Genomic DNA, 17,636 nt, shown 5'->3' on the forward strand with positions numbered 1-17,636 from the left:
GGAGAGTAGGACACCGCCGGAACATACATTGCGAGAGGCCCCCAACCAGCAGGTTGGGGGCCTCTCCGCATTCCCGGACCCCCCGAAACCACAGGGCCGTATCAGGATTCGGTGGGGGCCAATGCCCAGGCGACGGCCTCCGCGGGGGTGGCCGCCGGACGGGAACCATGGACGTCGTCGCCGTTCGCGTCGACCACGCGCCATCCATTGATCGACACCACCGGGACACCGCCGCGCCGATTGGCGAGGGCCAGTTCCGACAGGGTGCCCCACGAGCCGCCGATGACGATGATCGCGTCGGCGGATTCGATGAGGATCGCATTGCGGGCCTCGCCCATGGCGGTGAACAGCACTGCCGACAATCCATCGCAGATCGCGCCTCGCTCGGTATCGGGCCGCACGCCGATGACCAGGCCGCCGGCCTGCGAGGCGCCGGCGGCGACCGCGGCCATGACTCCGGTGCCGCCACCGCAGAGGACGGTGGCCCCACCCTCGGCGAGCAGCCGGCCGACCTCCCGGGCGGCGCGGTCATCGGATTCGGTGCAGTCGCGCGGTCCGCAGACGGCGATCTGGGGCCGTAACCGGTTCACCCGCGCGAGTTTTCGCGCAGTTCCCGGTCGAGGGCACCGAGCTGGTCGCCGGTGCCCTCCTCGCGCCACTCGGGCTTCTCGTGACCGTCGAGATAGGCGCCGTGCTCGGTGAGCGTGATCCGGGTGCCCGTCGCGGTCTCGGCGAACTCGACCGAGGTGAGCGATACCGTGACGACGGCGCCGTCGACCCCCATGGTGGAGGTGTAGACGATGCGTTCGCCGGGGACGATCTCCTGATAGGTGGTGTGGAAGGTCATCCGCTTGCCGTCGTGCGATCCGGCGGCGAGCTCGCGGCCACCGACGCGGAAATCGAGGTCGTGTTCGGAACCTGGCCCGGCGAACCAGCGTGCCTTGAACTCCGGATCCGACCAGGCGCCGAAAACCGTTGCGGGCGTGCCGGGATAGTCCCGCTCGAGGGTGAACGTGGCATGGGTGACCGTATGGGTGTCGGTCATGTCTACTCCTCGGATTCGTGGATGGTGCGGTCGGCGAGGGCCGTGCCGAGCGCGTCGAGGCGGCGTTCCCACGGGGTCTGCCGCGCGTGCAACCAATCCTCGGCCGGACGCAGTGCCTCGGGTACCAGTTGGCAGGTACGGACCCGCCCGGCCTTCTCCGAGCGGACCAGGCCCGCGTCCTGCAGCACCTGGAGATGCTGCACGACGGCGGCGAGGCTCATCTCCAGTGGTTCGGCCAGCGTGCTGACCGAGGCGGGGCCACGACCGAGGCGTTCGAGCAGTTGCCTGCGGGTCGGGTCGGTGAGCGCTCGGAAGATGCGGTCCAATCGCTCCGAATGGTTAAGCACCTACTTGAGTGTAGGAGGGTGGGAGAGATAGTCAAGAGGTTGCTTAACTGTTCGGCGGCACGTGCCGACGGTCGCGGAAGGGGAGACCCGGCGGTGGATGTAACCACCGGCGCCCGTGCCGCGATGAGGAGAAGGGAGCGGATTTCGGCAGTCCCGGCCGGCGCGGCGTCATGTGTCCGTCCGCCGGTATCTGGCGAGTGCCGCGAAATCGTTTCCTTACGGAAATGGCTGAAAAATAAAATCTAGAAAAATCCTCCAAACTCTTCCGTTGTGTGGGGGTCGTCGACTATTGTCCAATTCGGCTAATCGTCCGCGACATGACGAGTGCAGTCGTTTGATACTGCGCTCCGATCACAGAGACAACTTCCGGCTAACGCGCGGTGGGTCGGAGGTGTAAGCGAAGGGCCCGATCCGTGACGAGGGAATCGGGCCCTTCGGTATTGTCTGGCGCAATGTCTCAGGAAACGAACGCGGGCCGGATGTACGCCGGGCAGCCCGTGGAAGACCGGCAACGGCAACGACGTGCGCGTTTTCTTGAATCCGGGCTGACGGTGTTCGCCAGGGACGGGTATGCCAACAGTTCGGTCGGCGCGATCTGTAAAGACGCCGGGCTTTCCTCGCGACAGTTCTACGAGGAGTTCACCGGCCGCGAATCGCTGCTGCTGGAACTCTACGAACAGATCGACCGGGAATCCCGGGACGCGGTCATCTCCGCGTTGGACGCGCACGCCGGTGCCAGCGCCATCGAGGTCATCGATGCCGGGGTGCGCGCCTACATCGAATCCATCGGCCGTGACCCCAGGAGAGCGCGGGTGGCACTGGTCGAGGTGGTCGGGGCCGGGCCGAAGGTGGAGAAGTTCCGGCTGGAGCTGCGGCGCGCCTGGGGTGCGCTGCTGTCGGGCGCGGCGGAGGACGCGGCACTGCAGGGCGAGATCCCGAGCGGTGATTACGAAATGCGGATGCTGGCGATCATCGGCGCGGTGAATTACGTGGTCGACGAGTGGAGCGGATCGGAACCGCGCCGGCCGCTGGACGAGGTGATCAAGGTACTGCGCCGGGTCATCATGGGTGCGGTGAGCGCCTGATCTGCGAAGGACCGTGCTGCCGAACGGAATTCGCTCTAGCATCGGAATGTGAATGTTTCGCCGGGGGGCGAGCGGTCCCCGACTTTTGTTGTCTGCGGTGACAATCCGCTCGTCCATCAGCTGGCACTCCAGCTGACCACCCGGTTCGCCGACGCCACCGTCACCGCGGTGCTGCCGAGCCGCAGCGGAAGCTATGTTCCGCAACTGGAAAAGCTGGCACGGGTCCGCATTCTGTGCGCGGAACGTCTCGACGAGGCGACATTGCGCGATGCCGGAGTGGAGCACGCGCGTGCGCTGGCGCTGGTGGATCAGGCGGATGTGGAGAATTTCCACGCGGCACTGCGCGCCCACGAACTCAATCCGCGGATCCGGTTGGTGATCCGGATGTTCAATACCGGCTTGGGTTTTCGAATTCGACGCTTGTTCTCCGATTGCGTGGTGTTGTCGATCTCGGAGATGGCGGCGCCCTCGTTCATCGCGGCGGCATTGGGCGAGGACGCTCTGGATTATCTGCGGTTGGGTGAGCGGACTCTTTACGTGGCCGCTGCCGGCGATGCCCCACCGGATCAGGTGATATCCGGGTTGGTGGGCGGCGCCGAGGGGATTTCACTGCTGCCCACCCGGTCCCCGGTCGCGCGCGTGCTGGCGCTCGCCGAGCGGGTGCCTTATTCGCCCAGCGCTCCTCGGCGCTGGCTCACGCTGATGCGATATCTGGTCCGCCACGACCTGATCCGCCTGCTGCTGGTACTGCTGGTTCTGATCGTGGCCGGGTGCATCATGATGGTGTTCATCGGAAACAGCTGGGGGACGGCGGCGTACGAGACATTGCTCGACGCCGCGGGCGCCGCGCAGCCGGAACCCGCGCGTGAACCCATGTACAAGTTGCTGCAGCTGGGTGTCGTCTTCATCGGATTGACGATGACACCGGTCATCACCGCACTCGTGGTGGGCGGTGTGCTGCGCGCCCAGCTCTCGGAGCATCACCCCGACCCGTCCCGGATGGAGGACCATGTGGTGGTCGCCGGTCTGGGCAATATCGGCATGCGCGTGGTGGAGCAGTTGAGCGATCTCGGCGTGCCGGTGGTGGCGCTGGACAACGACGAGAACGCGCGCGGTATCGCATTGGCGCGCAGCCTCGGTGTGCCGGTGGTGCTCGGCCAGGCCACCTGGGAAGACACGCTGTTGTCGGTGGGCACGCCCAAGGCGCGCGCACTGGTGCTACTCACCTCGAGCGATGCGGTCAACCTGGAGGCCGCGATGCTCGGACAGTCCTACCGCGACGATCTGCAGGTGGTGATGCGGCTGTCGGACGACGACCTCGCCGACCGGGTGCAGCGGACCCTCGGAAAGGCCGTGGTGCGCAGCGTATTCCAGCTGGCCGCCGAAGGCTTCGCGGCCGCGGTGGTGGAACGCCGGGTGATCGCGACACTGTCGATCGATCAGGACACCTTGCTGGTGGCCGAGGTTCCGGTGGAACCGGGTTCGGCGATGGCCGGGCTACCGATCGCGGAGCTCGGACTGTCCGAGCACGCACGGGTGCTCGCGGTGCAGACCGCCGAGGGCGAGACCCCGCAATGGCGCCCCTTGTCGCAGACCGTGCTGTGCGAGGGCAATCAACTGGTGGTCGTCACGACACGTGTCGGTTTGAACGAACTGCGCACGCTCAGCGCGGGTGACGAGGCGACACCCGAAACGGGTGCCGCGCCGCCGACGAAGGACCGGAGCGGGAACTCGGGGCGCGGCATCGCCCTGCTGGGCGAGCGAACGAATACGGCCGACGGCGCCGGGACCCTTGGCGGGCCGGCAGCCGACGACTCCGCCGAGTCGGACGCCCTGGATCCCTGAGACCGTCGGGACCCGGATGTGCGCGGTAGCGTGCGCGTATGGAAACGATTCCGATCCAGATGCCGGACGGTTCCACGGTGCCGGTGCGGTTCGTCTCGGCACGCGGCCCGCACCGCCATCCGATCACCGCCGATACGCCGCGGCCGGTCATCGTGATCATCCCCGGATTGGGTGTGCCCGGTGAGTACTACGGTGATTTCGCCCGGGAGCTGGCGCAGCGCGGTTTCGATACCGCGATCGGCGAGCTACGGGGCAACGGGGACAGCCGGCCGAAGCCGAGTCCGGCCAGTACCTACGGTTATCAGGAACTGGTGTCGGTCGACTTCCCGGCGATTTTCGAAGCTGTCCGCACCCGCTTTCCGGACAGTACGCCGATGCTGCTGGGGCACAGCATCGGTGGGCAGCTCGGGGTGATGTACGCCGCGCGAATCCGGGGGCGGCTGGCCGGACTGATCCTGATCGCCTCCGGCACCCCGTACTACCGGGGGTACGGCGGGATCGCCCGGTCGGCGATGCTGGTGGGCCCCGCCGCGATCTCGCTGACGGCGAATCTGGCCGGATTCTGGCCCGGCGATCGGATCACCGCCGGTGGATTCGGCCGGCAATCGAAAGTGCTGATCGCCGATTGGGCGCGGCTGGCCCGCACCGGCCGCTTCGTCCCGGTGGGCGCCGACATCGACTACGACGAACGTATAGCGCGGCTGAAACTGCCGGTCCTGTCGATCACCATGACCGGGGACGACCTCACTCCCCGCAGTTCCGCCGCACATCTGCTGGCGAAGCTGCCCGCCGCCCGGACGAGTACCCGGCACGAGCCGAAACCGTTGGGGCACAACGGCTGGATCACCGATCCGGAATCGACGGTGGATCGCATCGAGAAGTGGGTGCGTGACCTGTAGCGGGCCGAAGATCCGGTTCAGACGCCCGTCATCAGCATCCGGGTGAAGAATTCGTAGATCAGCGTCGATTGGAAGGCCATCTGCTTGTTGTCGGCCGCGCCACCGTGCCCGCCCTCGATGTTCTCGTGATACCAGACGGTACGGCCCTGCGATTCCAGCAGTGCCGCCATCTTGCGGGCGTGACCGGGGTGGACGCGATCGTCGCGGGTCGAGGTGGTGATCAGGATCGGCGGATAGGCGCGGGCCGGGTCGGCGGCCGCCGCGATCTGGTAGGGCGAGTACCTGCTGATGTAGTCCCATTCCTCGGGCTTGTCGGGGTCGCCGTATTCGGCCATCCAGGAGGCGCCCGCGAGCAGCAGGTGATAACGCTTCATATCCAGTAGCGGAACCTGACAGACGATGGCGCCGAACAGTTCCGGATAACGAGTCAGCATGACGCCCATGAGCAGACCGCCGTTACTCCCACCCACCGCACCCAGTTGCACGGCGGTGGTGATGCCACGAGTGACGAGATCCCGGGCCACCGAAGAGAAGTCCTCGTACACCTTGTGGCGGTCGGCCTTCTGTGCCTGGGTGTGCCACTGCGGACCGTATTCGCCACCGCCACGGATATTGGCCATCACCCAGGTCCCGCCGCGTTCGAGCCAGCCCATTCCGGCGACGCCGCTGTAGCCGGGAGTGCGCGAAACCTCGAAGCCGCCGTAACCGGAGATGACGGTCGGGCCCGGCGTGCCGCGGTGATCGCGATGGCGGATCACGAAGTAGGGCACCATCGTGCCGTCGTCGGAACGCGCGAAGAACTGTTCGGTGTCCAGACCCGCCGCGTCGAAATACTCGGGTTCGTGTTTCAGCGGCGTCGCCGTGGCGCCGACCGAACCTGCCAGCAGCGTGGCGGGAGTGGTGAAACCACTTGTGGTGAGCATGAATTCGTCACCGCTTTCCAGCGGATCGAGATTCATGACGGAGGTGGTCGCCATCGGCGGGGTGTCGGCCAGTGGTTCCCGGGACCAGAGCCCGCTCGGTGACGGGGCGGCCCCCGGGGTGAGGACGTGGAGCTTGGTCTGTACGTCCTCGAGGGTGATCAGCAGCAGATGGTTCTCGGTCCAGCCGTAACCGTGCAGGGAGGTGTGTGCGTCCGGTTCGAAGACAAGATCGAAATCTCTTGCACCGCTGAAGAATTCGTCGATGTCGATGGCCAGGAGCGCGCCCGGCGGGTAGCGGTGGCCCGCGATCTCCCAGGAGGATTTCAGCTGGACCAGTAGCCAGTTCTTGTACCAGGATTCCGCGGCGTCGCTGGGGACGTCGATGAGGCGGAGGGTGCCGTCGTCCGGATCGAGTAGATACACCGATTCGTTGAAGAAGTCGGTGGCGCGGGCGACCCAGTGCCGTTCGTATCCGGGAGTGCGGTCGTAGCCCGCCGACACCATGACATCGCCGGGCTCGCCCTCGAATACGGTCCGGGCCTCCGACAGCGGGGTGCCGCGACGCCAGCGTTTGACCACGCGCGGATAGCCGGAGTCGGTCAGCGCGCCCGGGCCGAAATCCGTTCCGACGTAGACGGTGTCGGCATCGATCCAGCGCAGCTGGGATTTGGCCTCGGGCAGGTGGAAACCCTGCTCCGGCCCGTCCGGGGCACGGAATTGCCGCGAGGTCAGGTCGAATTCGCGGACCACCTTGGCGTCGGCGCCGCCGCGGGACAGGCTGATCAGCGCCAGGTGCTGGTCGGGGCGCAGCACCGCGGCACCGCCCCACACCCAGTTCTCGCCCTCGGCGGTGGCCAGCGCATCCAGATCGATCAGTACGTCCCAGGCCGGGGTGTCGGTGCGGTAGTCGTCGAAAGTGGTGCGCCGCCACAGTCCCCGGGGATGTTCGGCATCACGCCAGAAGTTGTAGAGCCAGGCGCCACGCCGCGTGGGGTAGGCGATGCGGGTGTCGGTGTCGAGCATCGAGAGGATGCGCTGGTCGAGATCGTCGAACCGGTCCGAGGTGGCGAACTGCTCGATCACCACCTCGTTGTGGGCCCGTGCCCAGGACAGGGCCCGTTCGCCGGTGACGTCCTCGAGCCAGAGGTACGGATCGTTGGATTGCTCGGCGCCGCTCATGGCTCACATTCTGGCCTACCTGCCCGGGGGTGACCTCGGCGCTGTGCCCACGGTTGCCGGGCGTTCCACCGCGGTACCGGTACTGGCTTCGTACAGTTGCTCACACCCGTCCGATGCGGCATTGAAGGAGAACCCGGTGGGACCTGCGCTCTGGGAGCAACATTGCTGCCTGCCGGTACTTCCGTCCGCCGATGTCGCCGAGCTGGCCAGATATCCGGCGGGCTCGTATCTGTCGGTGAACATCGGCTATTCGCTGCATTCGATGGCCGATTCGCTGGCGATGGTCGAGTTGCTGCGCCGCGACGCCGCCGCGGACGGGCGGTTTCGACTGGTGGAGACGATAGCGGATACGGAGGTGGCGGCATCCGGTCGGAAGGCCGCGATCGCACTGGCCTTCGATCTCGAGGATTCGCGCCCGTTGGATGGGGATCTGGACAACGTGGCGCGATTCCACGCACTGGGCCTGCGGTCACTGCTGCCCACCTACAACCACGCGAACGCCGCCGGCGGCGGTTGCCTGGATACCGATGACCGCGGTCTGACCGCCCACGGTCGCGATCTGATCCGCACCCTGGGTGAGGTCGGCGTCTTCGCCGACGGTTCGCACTGTTCGCGGCGCACCGGTCTGGATATCGCCGAGATCGCGGCCGGCCCGATGATCTACAGCCACTCCAATTTCGCGGCCCGGTGGCCGCACCCCCGCAACATCACCGACGACCAGGCCCGCGCCTGCGCCGGGACCGGCGGGGTGATCGGAATCAACGGCGTGGGAATCTTTCTGGGCCGCAACCGCGTCGAGGGCCGAGCCGCCCGGATCGAGGCCATGGCCGACCACATCGCCTACGGCGCGGACCTGGTCGGCGTCGACCACATCGGTGTCGGCTCGGACTACTCCTTCGACGGCGACCAGTTCAACGCGGAGATGGCGGCGGCCCCGGAGAACTTCTCCGAGGACTACACCCGGTGGGGTCCGCTGCAGTGGGTGCCGCCGGAGGACCTGCTGGGTCTCGGTAGGCCCAGCGCTGGGAAGCGGCCCGCGGAGATCCCCGCCACACCTGTCCCGAGCCTCGACGAAGCCCTGGCCCGGAAAGGCTTCACCGAGCCCGAACGCACGAAGATCTTTCGAGGCAACTTCGCCCGGGCGGCGCGCGAGGTCTGGAAATAGGCACCCGGCGCGATCGCGACCACCCAGGCCCGCAAACGCACCCGGAATCGAAGGATTAGGCTCACTCCCGTGACTTCCCACTACGATGTCGTCGTTCTCGGCGCTGGTCCCGGCGGTTACGTCGCCGCGATCCGTGCCGCTCAACTCGGCCTGCGAACAGCGATCGTCGAGCAGAAATACTGGGGTGGCGTGTGCCTGAACGTCGGGTGCATTCCGTCCAAGGCGCTGCTGCGCAACGCGGAGCTGGCTCATATCTTCACCAAGGAAGCGAAGACGTTCGGTATCTCCGGACAGGCGAGCTTCGATTTCGGTGCCGCGTTCGATCGAAGTCGTAAGGTCGCGGACGGCCGGGTCAAGGGCGTCCACTTCCTGATGAAAAAGAACAAGATCGACGAGTTCGACGGGAAGGGCACCTTCACCGACGCGAACACTCTGTCGGTCGCGCTGAGTGCCGGCGGCACCGAGACCGTCACCTTCGACAATGCCATCATCGCCACCGGCACCGAGACCAAACTGCTGCCGGGTACCTCGCTGTCGCAGAATGTCGTGACCTACGAGGAGCAGATCCTGACCCGGGATCTGCCGGGGTCGATCCTGATCGTCGGCGCGGGCGCGATCGGTATGGAGTTCGGATACGTCCTGAAGAACTACGGCGTGGACGTGCGGATCGTGGAGTTCCTCGATCGCGCCCTGCCGAACGAGGACGCCGATGTCTCCAAGGAGATCACCAAGGCGTACAAGAAGCTCGGTATCACCATCTCCACCGGTGCCTCGGTGCAATCCATCGAGGACAACGGTTCCAAGGTCACGGTGTCGATCAAGGACAACAAGTCCGGTGCGGTCGAGACTGTCACGGTCGACAAGGTGCTGCAGGCCGTCGGCTTCGCACCGCGGGTGCAGGGCTTCGGGCTCGAGAACACCGGGGTGCAGCTGACCGAGCGCGGCGCCATCGCGATCGACGACTACATGCGCACCAATGTGGCGCACATCTACGCCATCGGCGATGTGACCGCGAAACTGCAGCTGGCCCATGTCGCCGAGGCGCAGGGCGTGGTCGCGGCGGAGACCATCGGCGGTGCGGAGACCCTCGCGCTGGGTGACTACCGGATGATGCCGCGCGCGACGTTCTGCCAGCCGCAGGTCGCGAGCTTCGGCCTCACCGAGCAGCAGGCGCGCGACGAGGGCTACGACGTCAAGGTGGCGACGTTCCCCTTCACCGCGAACGGCAAGGCGCACGGCCTGGGCGATCCGACCGGTTTCGTGAAGCTGGTCGCCGACGCCGAGTACGGCGAGCTGATCGGCGGCCACCTGATCGGACCGGATGTGTCGGAACTGCTGCCGGAGCTGACGCTGGCCCAGAAGTGGGATCTCACCGTCAACGAGCTGGCGCGCAATGTGCACACCCACCCGACGCTCAGTGAGGCGTTGCAGGAGGCGATCCACGGCCTCGCGGGGCACATGATCAACTTCTGATTCGAGTGACGGGTACGGCCCGGTATCGGCGAATATGTCTGATACCGGGCCGTTTTCGTGTGCGGATTCGGCCGAACGGTGGGGATTCGGCAGGGGATCGGGTGTAATCGATGTGACATCGAATCGGATCGTTCGCATGTGGGGGACGGATTTGCCGAGACTGCTGGGGGAGGCGGGGATCGTCTCGCGCGCACAGAGGTTCGTGTCCTCGGTGCGAAATCGTTTGCGGGCGGGGCTGGATCGTGCCGACCGGGTGGTGATCGTGGCGGTGCGGCGGCCCGGTCATTACATCGTCACGATCAGTACGGTGGCCGCCGGAGTGTTCAGTTCCGTCGACGCGTCGGCACCCGTGCGCAGGGCGATCGATTCGATTCCCCTTCTGACAGACAGTGATTGGCTCACTTTCGTCTTGATGACCGCGGTGCTCGCGATCGTGTTACGCACCGCGTCGTTCGTGCTCGGGAAGGTGTTCGGCCGGGAACCCATGGATGTGATGGCCGGAATGATCGATACCGCGGGAATGGCGCCGAGCCTGACGGAGCACTATAAGAGAAGGATGGCGGGAGATACCGGATCGGCCTCGCAGTCCCTGGACTACCGCGTTCGCCGAGTGAGCGCGCGCGATCTGGATACGTTGAGTCAGATCAATCGCGAGGTGTTCGCGCGATCGGTCTTCTCCATTCCGCTGGATGTGATCAAACAACGCAATCGCGGTGTGTTCGAGGCCAATCCGCTGGCGTTCGTCTTGATCGAGGCGAAGATGCGCGACGGCTACGAGCCGGTCGGAATGTCGGCTGTGCTGCCGTTGAACCGGCTGGGCGAATCGCTGTACTGCCGCAACGGCGGTTTGTGTGACTCCGAGGTGCGCGGGGTGCACATCGCCGGGCCGGGCGAATGGTCGGATGCCGTGGTGATGTTCGCGATCGGATTGATTCGCGGTTTCCGCGGCCGCCTGCGCGACAGTCCGGAGGTCGTCGCGCGAGTGTTCATCGATCACCTGACCGATGTGCTGAACGCGATCCGCGCGGAGCACCCGGATCGGACGTCGGTACATGTGTACGCGCAGACCGAACGCTCCACCAGCGGTATCGGCCGGCTGCTCACCAGCTTGGGGTTCGCGGACTCCGGCATCACGACCGGTGACGGGTATCCCCTGCAGGTGTTGGAATTGCCGACCGCGACGGTCGCCGCGCCACCGCCGGTGGCGGGGTTGCGGACGATGCTCGAGCGGTTGGGGCGGCGCGCACGGCGGGAGTGACGCCGGTGATCAGTCGCGGTGGTAGGCGTCCTGTGCCGCGCGGATGGTGTCGATGTTGCCCTCCAGGATCTGGATCAGGCCGATGAGCTGGTCGGCGACCTGGGTGCCGAGGTCGGTCAGGGTGTATTCGACCCGGGGCGGGATGGCCTGCTGGACCTCGCGATGGATCATGCCGTCGCGCTCGAGGGTTTGCAGGGTCTGCGAGAGCATGCGCTCGCTGATGCCGTCGACGCGACGGCGTAGCGCACTGAACCGGTAGGGCCCGTCGCGCAGTGCGGCCAGGGCGAGTACGCCCCAGCGGCCGGCCACATTCTGCAGGACCGGTCGCGAGACGCAGTCGCGCGCGAAGACGTCGGGCTCGAGCGCCGGGTCGGCGTCGGCGGCGTCCTGTGGGTCCGGAGCGGTCATGACGTGATGGTATCCGTCCTTACGAGCTGCATGGCATGCGGGAATATGCTGTACTAACCAATAGTTAGTGCTAAATGTTCCGTATACACAGACTGAAGGTAGGGTTCGCATGACCATCGCCGTCACCGGGGCCAGTGGCCATTTGGGTCGTCTCACCGTCGAGGCGCTGTTGAGCAGGAATGCGGGGCCGGTTGTCGCGATCGTCCGGGATCCGGACAAGGTGCGCGATCTGGCCGAGCGCGGGGCCGATGTCCGGCAGGCGTCCTATGACGACCCGCAGGCGCTGGATCGTGCCCTCGAGGGCGTGAACCGGGTGCTGCTCGTGTCGGGGAACGAGTTCGGCAAACGGGTCGAACAGCACGGCAATGTCATCGCGGCCGCCCAGCGGGCGGGGGTCGAGCTGCTGGCTTACACCAGCATTCCGCGCGCGGAGGAGAATGCGATGATTCTGGCGCAGGAACATCGCGGCACCGAGGAGTTGCTGGCGAAATCGACTGTGCCGCATGTATTCCTGCGTAACAGCTGGTATTGGGAGAACTATCTGAACGGCGTCGGTCCCGCTGTCGAATCGGGCGTGCTCCACGGCGCCGCGGGGGACGGGGTGTTCTCGGCGGCCGCTCGGGCCGATTACGCCGAGGCCGCCGCGGTGGTGTTGACGACCGACGGTCACGCGGGCCGGATCTATGAGCTGGGCGGTGACGAACACCTGTCGCTCGACGATCTCGCGCAGGTCATCTCGGAGGTGTCGGGTAAGCCGGTGCGGTACCAGGATCTGTCGGAGCATGAACTCGCCGCGGCACTGGAGGGCAGTGGTGTACCGGCGCAGTTCGCGCGGGTGCTGGCGGATTCCGATACCGGGATCAAGGCCGGGCTGCTGGATGTGACCAGCGGTGATCTGCAGAAGCTGATCGGACGAGCGTCGACTCTGGCCGCGGAGGTCCTGCGGACCGCGGTGGCCGGATAGCCGGCCGACGGCCGGCGGTTCCCGGCGTCGCGGCGCCGGGAACCGTTGTGTTCGGGAGCGGTTGTGTTCGGGAGCGGTTGTGTTCGGTTCAGGATTCGGCAGCTGCCGGATCGCTCATCCACTGCACCAGTTGAATGATCACCCCGTTCGGATCGGCCGCCTGGAAATAGCGTTCACCCCACGGCTCGGTCTCGATCGGCGTGACGATCGGTACCCCTTCGCGGCGCACCCGCTCGTATTCGGTATCGATATCGTCGACGGTGAACACGACCAACAGGCCTTGGCCCGCGTCGCCGGCTATCCGGGCCGGCTTGAAACTCGGCAGCCCGGTTCGCAGGAAGATCACGTTGAATCCCGCATCCGGTCGAGCCAGGGATACGAAACCGTCGGCCGCCATCGCCACCGTGAAACCGAAGTGCTCGGTGAAGAACTCCGCCGACGCGTCCGGGTCGGGCACGTTCAACGAGAGGGCGGATGCGGTGATGTTCATGGGCCTCCTGTGCTCGATAAAACTCTCTACGCAGTAGAGCATACGTTGTAGAGAGTTATTCCCGCCGACGATGTGAGCGAGGGCGATCCAGGGGTGTTCGCGGCCGGGCTCAGTGGTCGGTCTGAATGCGCAGGGCGGTGATGGTGCTGGCCAGGCCCTCGTATTGGTTTGTCAGCAGCACGATTTCGATGAGTCGCTGCTCGTCGTAGTGGCGCGCCAGCGTGGACCATGCGGTCTCGTCCACGTCCCGGGTGGTGACGAGCTGGTCCACGGCGGTGAGCAGAGCGCGTTCCTTGTCCGACCAGCCCTCGGCCTCGGGGCCGCTGCGCAGCCGCGCCAGGATGTCGCGGGTGACGCCGGCGCGCTTGCCCAAGCGGATGTGATGATCGGTCTCGTACTCGCATTCGCGCAGATGGGCGACGCGCAAGATCACCAGCTCGGTGTCGAAACGGGAGAGTTTTCCGCCCGGCATGAGCCGCCCGGAGAAATGCAGCCAGCCGCGGAACAGGCCGCCGGTGCGCCCCAGCGTGCTGAACAGGTGGGCGTCGTCGGTACCTGCCGCACGGGAAAGGACCTGCCAGACAACCCAATTCAACGGACCGAGTTCCCGGAGGCGACCCGGTGCGATTCGTGGCTCCATCGACACCATGCCCCACGCTAACAAACCGCGTCCACCTGCACATGCGCACGAGCGGCCGGGTGCGGCTCAGCGCAGGACGTACGGCGAGATCGAACTGCGGTGCTCACTGATGTCCAGTGACTTGCCCAGCGGCGGAAAGGCTCGCTGCGGGCAGTTGGCGCGCTCGCACACCCGGCAGCCGGCGCCGATCGGGGTGGCCTGCGGTTCGTTGAGGTCCAGGCCGTCGGCGTAGACCACCCGGCCCGCATGGCGCAGTTCGCAGCCCAGTCCGATGGCGAAGGTTTTGCTCGGCTGTCCGTAGCGGGTGGCACGGCGCTCGACGGTGCGCGCGATCCACAGATACTTGCGGCCGTCGGGCATCTGAGCGATCTGGGTCATGATCCGGCCGGGGTAGGCGAACGTCTCGTACACATTCCACAGCGGACAGGTGCCGCCGGCCGAGGAGAAGTGAAATCCGGTGGCGGACTGGCGTTTGGACATGTTGCCGGCGCGATCCACCCGGACGAACGAGAACGGTACCCCGCGCAGCTTCGGCCGCTGCAGGGTCGACAGCCGATGACAGACCGTCTCGTAGCTCTGCGCGAAGAAGGCCGACAGCCGCTCGATGTCGTAGCGGAAATCCTCGGCCACCTCGTGAAAATGCGAATACGGCAGTACGGTCGCGGCGGCGAAGTAGTTGGCCAGACCGAGTTTGGCGAGGATGCGGGTGTCCTCGGAGGCGAAATTCCCCTCCTCGACCAGCTTGTCGATCAGATCACCGCATTCCAGATACGCCAGTTCGGCGGCGAGTTTGAATGCGCGCTGACCACCGGAAAGATGGGGGGCGATCTCCAGACGCCGTGCCTCGGGATCGTAGCGGTGCAGCACGCCCTCACCGAGGTCGATGCGCTCGACGATCTGTACGCCGTGCGCGGTGGTCAGCCGGCGGGTCAGCTCGCGCCGCAGATCGCCGCCGTGGAAGCGCATGCGGGTCGCCAATTCCTCGGCGGCGGTGTCCAATTCGTGAATATAGTTCTGCCGCTGATAGAAGAAGTCGCGTACTTCCTCGTGCGGCCGGGAGATGGCCCCGAAACCGCTGCCGTCGGCGAAACGATCCTCGGTGGCGGCGGCCAGCTGGGCGGTGGTGTTGCGGAAGCGGCGATGCATGTTCACCAGGGCCCGGGCCAGGCTCGGATGCGCGGAGACCATATCGGCGATCTCCTGGGCATCGGCCTCGATGCCGAGCTCGGTGTCCATCACCACTTCCTGTAACTCGGCGATGAGCCGGGTGTCGTCCTGGGAGGCGAAGAATCCGGTGTCCACACCGAACACCTCGCTGATCCGCAACAGGACCGGTACGGTGAGCGGGCGAACATCGTGCTCGATCTGGTTGAGGTAACTCGCCGAGATCTCCAGCTTCTTGGCGAGCGAGATCTGGCTCAGTCCTCGTTCGGTACGCAGCTGGCGAAGCCGCGCCCCAACATAAGTCTTGGCCATATCCCCAGGGTATGGAGTCTTCGCAAACATGCCAATGGGTAATTAACAGCGGTCTCGAGCGATATGTCACACTCACCGGCTACCGTCGAGTTCGTGCTGCTTTCGGATGTGGTCGCGGCGTCGGATTCGGTGCGGGCAACCGCGTCGCGCAAGGTCAAGATCGCGGGGTTGGCCGAGTTGCTGGGCCGTGCCCGGGCCGAGGAGTTGTCGCCGGTCGTGGCGTGGATATCCGGGGAACTCCCGCAGGGAAAACTCGGTACCGGCTGGCGAACCATCACCACGGTCGAGGTCGAGCCGGCCGGCGAGGCATCGCTCACGGTCGCCGATGTCGACGCGGCGCTGTCGGAGCTGGCGGCGGTATCGGGCAACGGCTCGGTGGCCCGGCGGCGCGGTCTGCTGACCGGGCTGCTGGCCCGCGCCACCGAACCCGAACGCCTGTTCCTGATCCGATTGCTGACCGGTGAACTGCGTCAAGGCGCGCTCACCGCGATCGTCGCGGAAGCGGTGGCCGTCGCCGCCGATGTGCCCGCGGATCTGGTGCGCCGGGCCCACATGCTGTCGGGGCGGCTACCGGTGACCGCCGCGGCCGCGATCACCGGTGGCGCGCAGGCACTGGCGGATTTCCGGCTGGAGGTCGGCCGCCCGATCCGGCCGATGCTGGCCTCGCCGGGTGCCGCACTCGACGAGGTGCTGCGGGAATTCGGTGCGGACGTGAGTGTCGAGACCAAACTCGACGGTGCGCGGATCCAGGTGCACCGCAACGGTTCCGAGGTCCGGATCTTCACCCGTACCCTGCGCGACATCACCTCCGGGGTGCCGGAGTTGGTCCGGCTGGTATCGGAGTTACCGTGTGACAGTGTCGTTCTCGACGGTGAGACATTGGCGCTCACCGATTCCGGCCGGCCGCGCCCTTTCCAGGAGACGATGAGCCGGTTCGCCGCCGACCCCACCTTCGAGGAACCGCGCCCGGCGGCCGACTCCACCCGGGATCTGTTGCTGCACCCGTATTTCTTCGACTGCCTGCATCTGGACGGGGTGGATCTGCTCGACGCCCCGTTGCGGGAGCGGCGGCAAGCATTGGCGAAAGTCGCCGGCGAGCACAGTATTCCGGCGCTGATCGACCCCGAGCCGGAGGCGGTGGCCGAATATTTCGACGGTGCGCTGGCGGCTGGGCACGAGGGCATCATGATCAAATCGCTGTCCGCGCCGTATGCGGCGGGCCGGCGCGGACGGGCCTGGCAGAAGGTCAAACCCGCGCACACCCTGGATCTGGTCGTGCTCGGAGCCGAATGGGGATACGGCCGGCGCACCGGATATCTGTCGAATCTGCATCTGGGGGCTCGCGATCCGGCCGGGGGTGAGCCCGTCATGGTCGGCAAGACCTTCAAGGGGCTCACCGATGCGCTGTTGCGCTGGCAGACAGCGGAATTCCCGCGCCACGAGCGGTCCCGCGACGAACACACCGTATATCTGTGGCCGGAGCTGGTGGTCGAGGTCGCCTTGGACGGGGTGCAGACCAGCTCGCGCTATCCCGGTGGTGTGGCACTACGTTTCGCGCGGGTGGTGCGCTACCGGCCGGACAAGGAACCCGCGCAGGCCGACACCATCGAGGCGGTCCGTGCGCTCACCGTGCCCGGGGGCTGATCGGCTGCCAGCTGTTTCCCAGGAACATCTGCGTCTATCTCGAGGGTGCGGGAGCAGGATCTCCTGTGTCGGGTCGCCCCGATGCGGATCGACTGCCCTGATCCGCCATCCCTAGCCTGCGGCGGCGTGCCGTCCCTCGCCACGCCGCCGTTCGGCGAGCTCCTACTCGTATTCGTGGTGTCCGCTCAGATCAGGGAGCCGGCACAGCCCCGCGGTCACCTCCCCGGCCAGATCGTCGTAGGCCACCGCCAACTCCGACAGCCGCCGCCACGCGTCCTGCACGACCCATTCGGGTTCCCACGTCAACGTGAGATAGGCCAGCGCGGAGAACTGGGCGAGCCGATCGATCACCGTGCCGACCGTTTCGGTGTGCATCCGCGCCGACCCGTGCGCCCGGGGTAGTTCGCCGGCGACCCAGCGATCGATATCGGAAACCAGTTGTGCCCGATCACGATCGATGTCCAGCGTCGATCCTGGTGCGGCGTCGAGTCTCAGCTCGTGCAGTTCGCTGAGACGGCACGCGCACTTCAACACGAGGTGACCGTCGTTGGCCAGACCCCGGCAGGCCTCCAGGAGGAGGTGTTTGGGTGGGAGCGATTCCACACCGATCATCCTCCACGCCAAATGTTTCTGATTGGCATCGCTGGCAGGGGAAGGGCATGGAACGGTCGGCTCGACGCAGCCGCGGCTGTTGCTCATCGGCCCGGAGACATTCGATCAGCAACAGCCGCAAGGTTTTCGCGACGGCGCGGAGGTGGCGGCGAGCCGGGTATCCCGTCTGCGGTACGGGTTCGA

The 17,636-nt window shown here is 66.3% G+C and carries 17 protein-coding genes; 8 read left to right on the top strand and 9 right to left on the bottom strand.

Annotation, left to right across the window (positions count from 1 at the left end; translation table 11 throughout):
• Positions 1 to 101 precede the first annotated feature (101 nt).
• Genes AB0L57_RS32350 through AB0L57_RS32360 form a run of 3 tightly spaced genes read right to left on the bottom strand, consistent with a single transcriptional unit; the run spans position 102 to position 1,392 of the window.
• On the bottom strand, positions 102 to 590 hold the full coding sequence (locus AB0L57_RS32350) for an LOG family protein (protein ID WP_364970517.1): 489 nt from the start codon (positions 588 to 590) through the stop codon (positions 102 to 104).
• Positions 587 to 1,045 carry an SRPBCC family protein gene (locus tag AB0L57_RS32355; RefSeq protein ID WP_364970520.1) on the bottom strand — a complete coding sequence of 153 codons (459 nt, stop codon included), beginning with the start codon at positions 1,043 to 1,045 and terminating at the stop codon, positions 587 to 589. Before AB0L57_RS32355 ends, AB0L57_RS32350 begins: the two co-directional genes overlap by 4 nt.
• Before the next feature lie 2 nt (positions 1,046 to 1,047).
• Positions 1,048 to 1,392: a metalloregulator ArsR/SmtB family transcription factor gene (locus AB0L57_RS32360; protein WP_364970523.1), complete on the bottom strand. Its 345-nt coding sequence runs from the start codon at positions 1,390 to 1,392 to the stop codon at positions 1,048 to 1,050.
• 452 nt (positions 1,393 to 1,844) lie between these two features.
• Here AB0L57_RS32360 and AB0L57_RS32365 point away from each other — a divergent pair, with 452 nt between their 5' ends.
• The 3 genes from AB0L57_RS32365 to AB0L57_RS32375 are packed head-to-tail and all read left to right on the top strand — an operon-like array spanning position 1,845 to position 5,221.
• Positions 1,845 to 2,477: a TetR/AcrR family transcriptional regulator gene (locus tag AB0L57_RS32365; protein ID WP_364970526.1), complete on the top strand. Its 633-nt coding sequence runs from the start codon at positions 1,845 to 1,847 to the stop codon at positions 2,475 to 2,477.
• 48 nt (positions 2,478 to 2,525) lie between these two features.
• Positions 2,526 to 4,322: an NAD-binding protein gene (locus tag AB0L57_RS32370; RefSeq protein ID WP_364970529.1), complete on the top strand. Its 1,797-nt coding sequence runs from the start codon at positions 2,526 to 2,528 to the stop codon at positions 4,320 to 4,322.
• A gap of 38 nt (positions 4,323 to 4,360) precedes the next feature.
• Positions 4,361 to 5,221, top strand: coding sequence for an alpha/beta fold hydrolase (locus AB0L57_RS32375; RefSeq protein WP_364970532.1), 861 nt, complete (start codon positions 4,361 to 4,363; stop codon positions 5,219 to 5,221).
• Between the two features lie 17 nt (positions 5,222 to 5,238).
• Here AB0L57_RS32375 and AB0L57_RS32380 read toward each other — a convergent pair whose 3' ends face one another.
• Positions 5,239 to 7,323, bottom strand: a complete 2,085-nt coding sequence (locus AB0L57_RS32380) for a prolyl oligopeptidase family serine peptidase (RefSeq protein WP_364970535.1) — start codon at positions 7,321 to 7,323, stop codon at positions 5,239 to 5,241.
• Between the two features lie 136 nt (positions 7,324 to 7,459).
• On the opposite strand from AB0L57_RS32380, the gene AB0L57_RS32385 reads away from it, so the two are divergent.
• From AB0L57_RS32385 to AB0L57_RS32395, 3 genes are all read left to right on the top strand, one after another.
• Complete coding sequence (locus AB0L57_RS32385) at positions 7,460 to 8,488, top strand: membrane dipeptidase (RefSeq protein WP_364970538.1); 1,029 nt, start codon at positions 7,460 to 7,462, stop codon at positions 8,486 to 8,488.
• Between the two features lie 69 nt (positions 8,489 to 8,557).
• A complete protein-coding gene (lpdA, locus tag AB0L57_RS32390; RefSeq protein WP_364970541.1) occupies positions 8,558 to 9,961 on the top strand; it encodes a dihydrolipoyl dehydrogenase in 1,404 nt (467 codons plus the stop codon).
• A gap of 211 nt (positions 9,962 to 10,172) precedes the next feature.
• Positions 10,173 to 11,219: a hypothetical protein gene (locus AB0L57_RS32395; protein WP_364970544.1), complete on the top strand. Its 1,047-nt coding sequence runs from the start codon at positions 10,173 to 10,175 to the stop codon at positions 11,217 to 11,219.
• Between the two features lie 9 nt (positions 11,220 to 11,228).
• Here the strand turns inward: AB0L57_RS32395 and AB0L57_RS32400 are convergent, their stop codons facing one another.
• Complete coding sequence (locus AB0L57_RS32400; protein ID WP_364970547.1) at positions 11,229 to 11,627, bottom strand: helix-turn-helix domain-containing protein; 399 nt, start codon at positions 11,625 to 11,627, stop codon at positions 11,229 to 11,231.
• Between the two features lie 109 nt (positions 11,628 to 11,736).
• On the opposite strand from AB0L57_RS32400, the gene AB0L57_RS32405 reads away from it, so the two are divergent.
• Entirely contained in the window at positions 11,737 to 12,591 is an 855-nt protein-coding gene (locus AB0L57_RS32405) for an SDR family oxidoreductase (protein ID WP_364970550.1), read from the top strand.
• 88 nt (positions 12,592 to 12,679) lie between these two features.
• Here the strand turns inward: AB0L57_RS32405 and AB0L57_RS32410 are convergent, their stop codons facing one another.
• From AB0L57_RS32410 to ramB, 3 genes are all read right to left on the bottom strand, one after another.
• On the bottom strand, positions 12,680 to 13,081 hold the full coding sequence (locus AB0L57_RS32410) for a VOC family protein (protein WP_364970553.1): 402 nt from the start codon (positions 13,079 to 13,081) through the stop codon (positions 12,680 to 12,682).
• 109 nt (positions 13,082 to 13,190) lie between these two features.
• Positions 13,191 to 13,721 (bottom strand): carboxymuconolactone decarboxylase family protein, encoded by a 531-nt coding sequence (locus AB0L57_RS32415; protein ID WP_364970556.1) that lies wholly within the window; start codon positions 13,719 to 13,721, stop codon positions 13,191 to 13,193.
• Positions 13,722 to 13,787: 66 nt separating this feature from the next.
• Positions 13,788 to 15,197 carry an acetate metabolism transcriptional regulator RamB gene (gene ramB, locus AB0L57_RS32420; RefSeq protein WP_364970559.1) on the bottom strand — a complete coding sequence of 470 codons (1,410 nt, stop codon included), beginning with the start codon at positions 15,195 to 15,197 and terminating at the stop codon, positions 13,788 to 13,790.
• Between the two features lie 93 nt (positions 15,198 to 15,290).
• On the opposite strand from ramB, the gene AB0L57_RS32425 reads away from it, so the two are divergent.
• Positions 15,291 to 16,841 (top strand): ATP-dependent DNA ligase, encoded by a 1,551-nt coding sequence (locus tag AB0L57_RS32425; RefSeq protein WP_364970561.1) that lies wholly within the window; start codon positions 15,291 to 15,293, stop codon positions 16,839 to 16,841.
• Between the two features lie 162 nt (positions 16,842 to 17,003).
• On the opposite strand, the gene AB0L57_RS32430 is transcribed toward AB0L57_RS32425, so the two are convergent.
• Positions 17,004 to 17,444 (bottom strand): DUF4254 domain-containing protein, encoded by a 441-nt coding sequence (locus AB0L57_RS32430; protein WP_364970563.1) that lies wholly within the window; start codon positions 17,442 to 17,444, stop codon positions 17,004 to 17,006.
• Positions 17,445 to 17,636: the final 192 nt, after the last annotated feature.

Origin of the sequence: Nocardia sp. NPDC052254, from assembly GCF_040679495.1 — a bacterium.
GTDB lineage: Bacteria > Actinomycetota > Actinomycetes > Mycobacteriales > Mycobacteriaceae > Nocardia.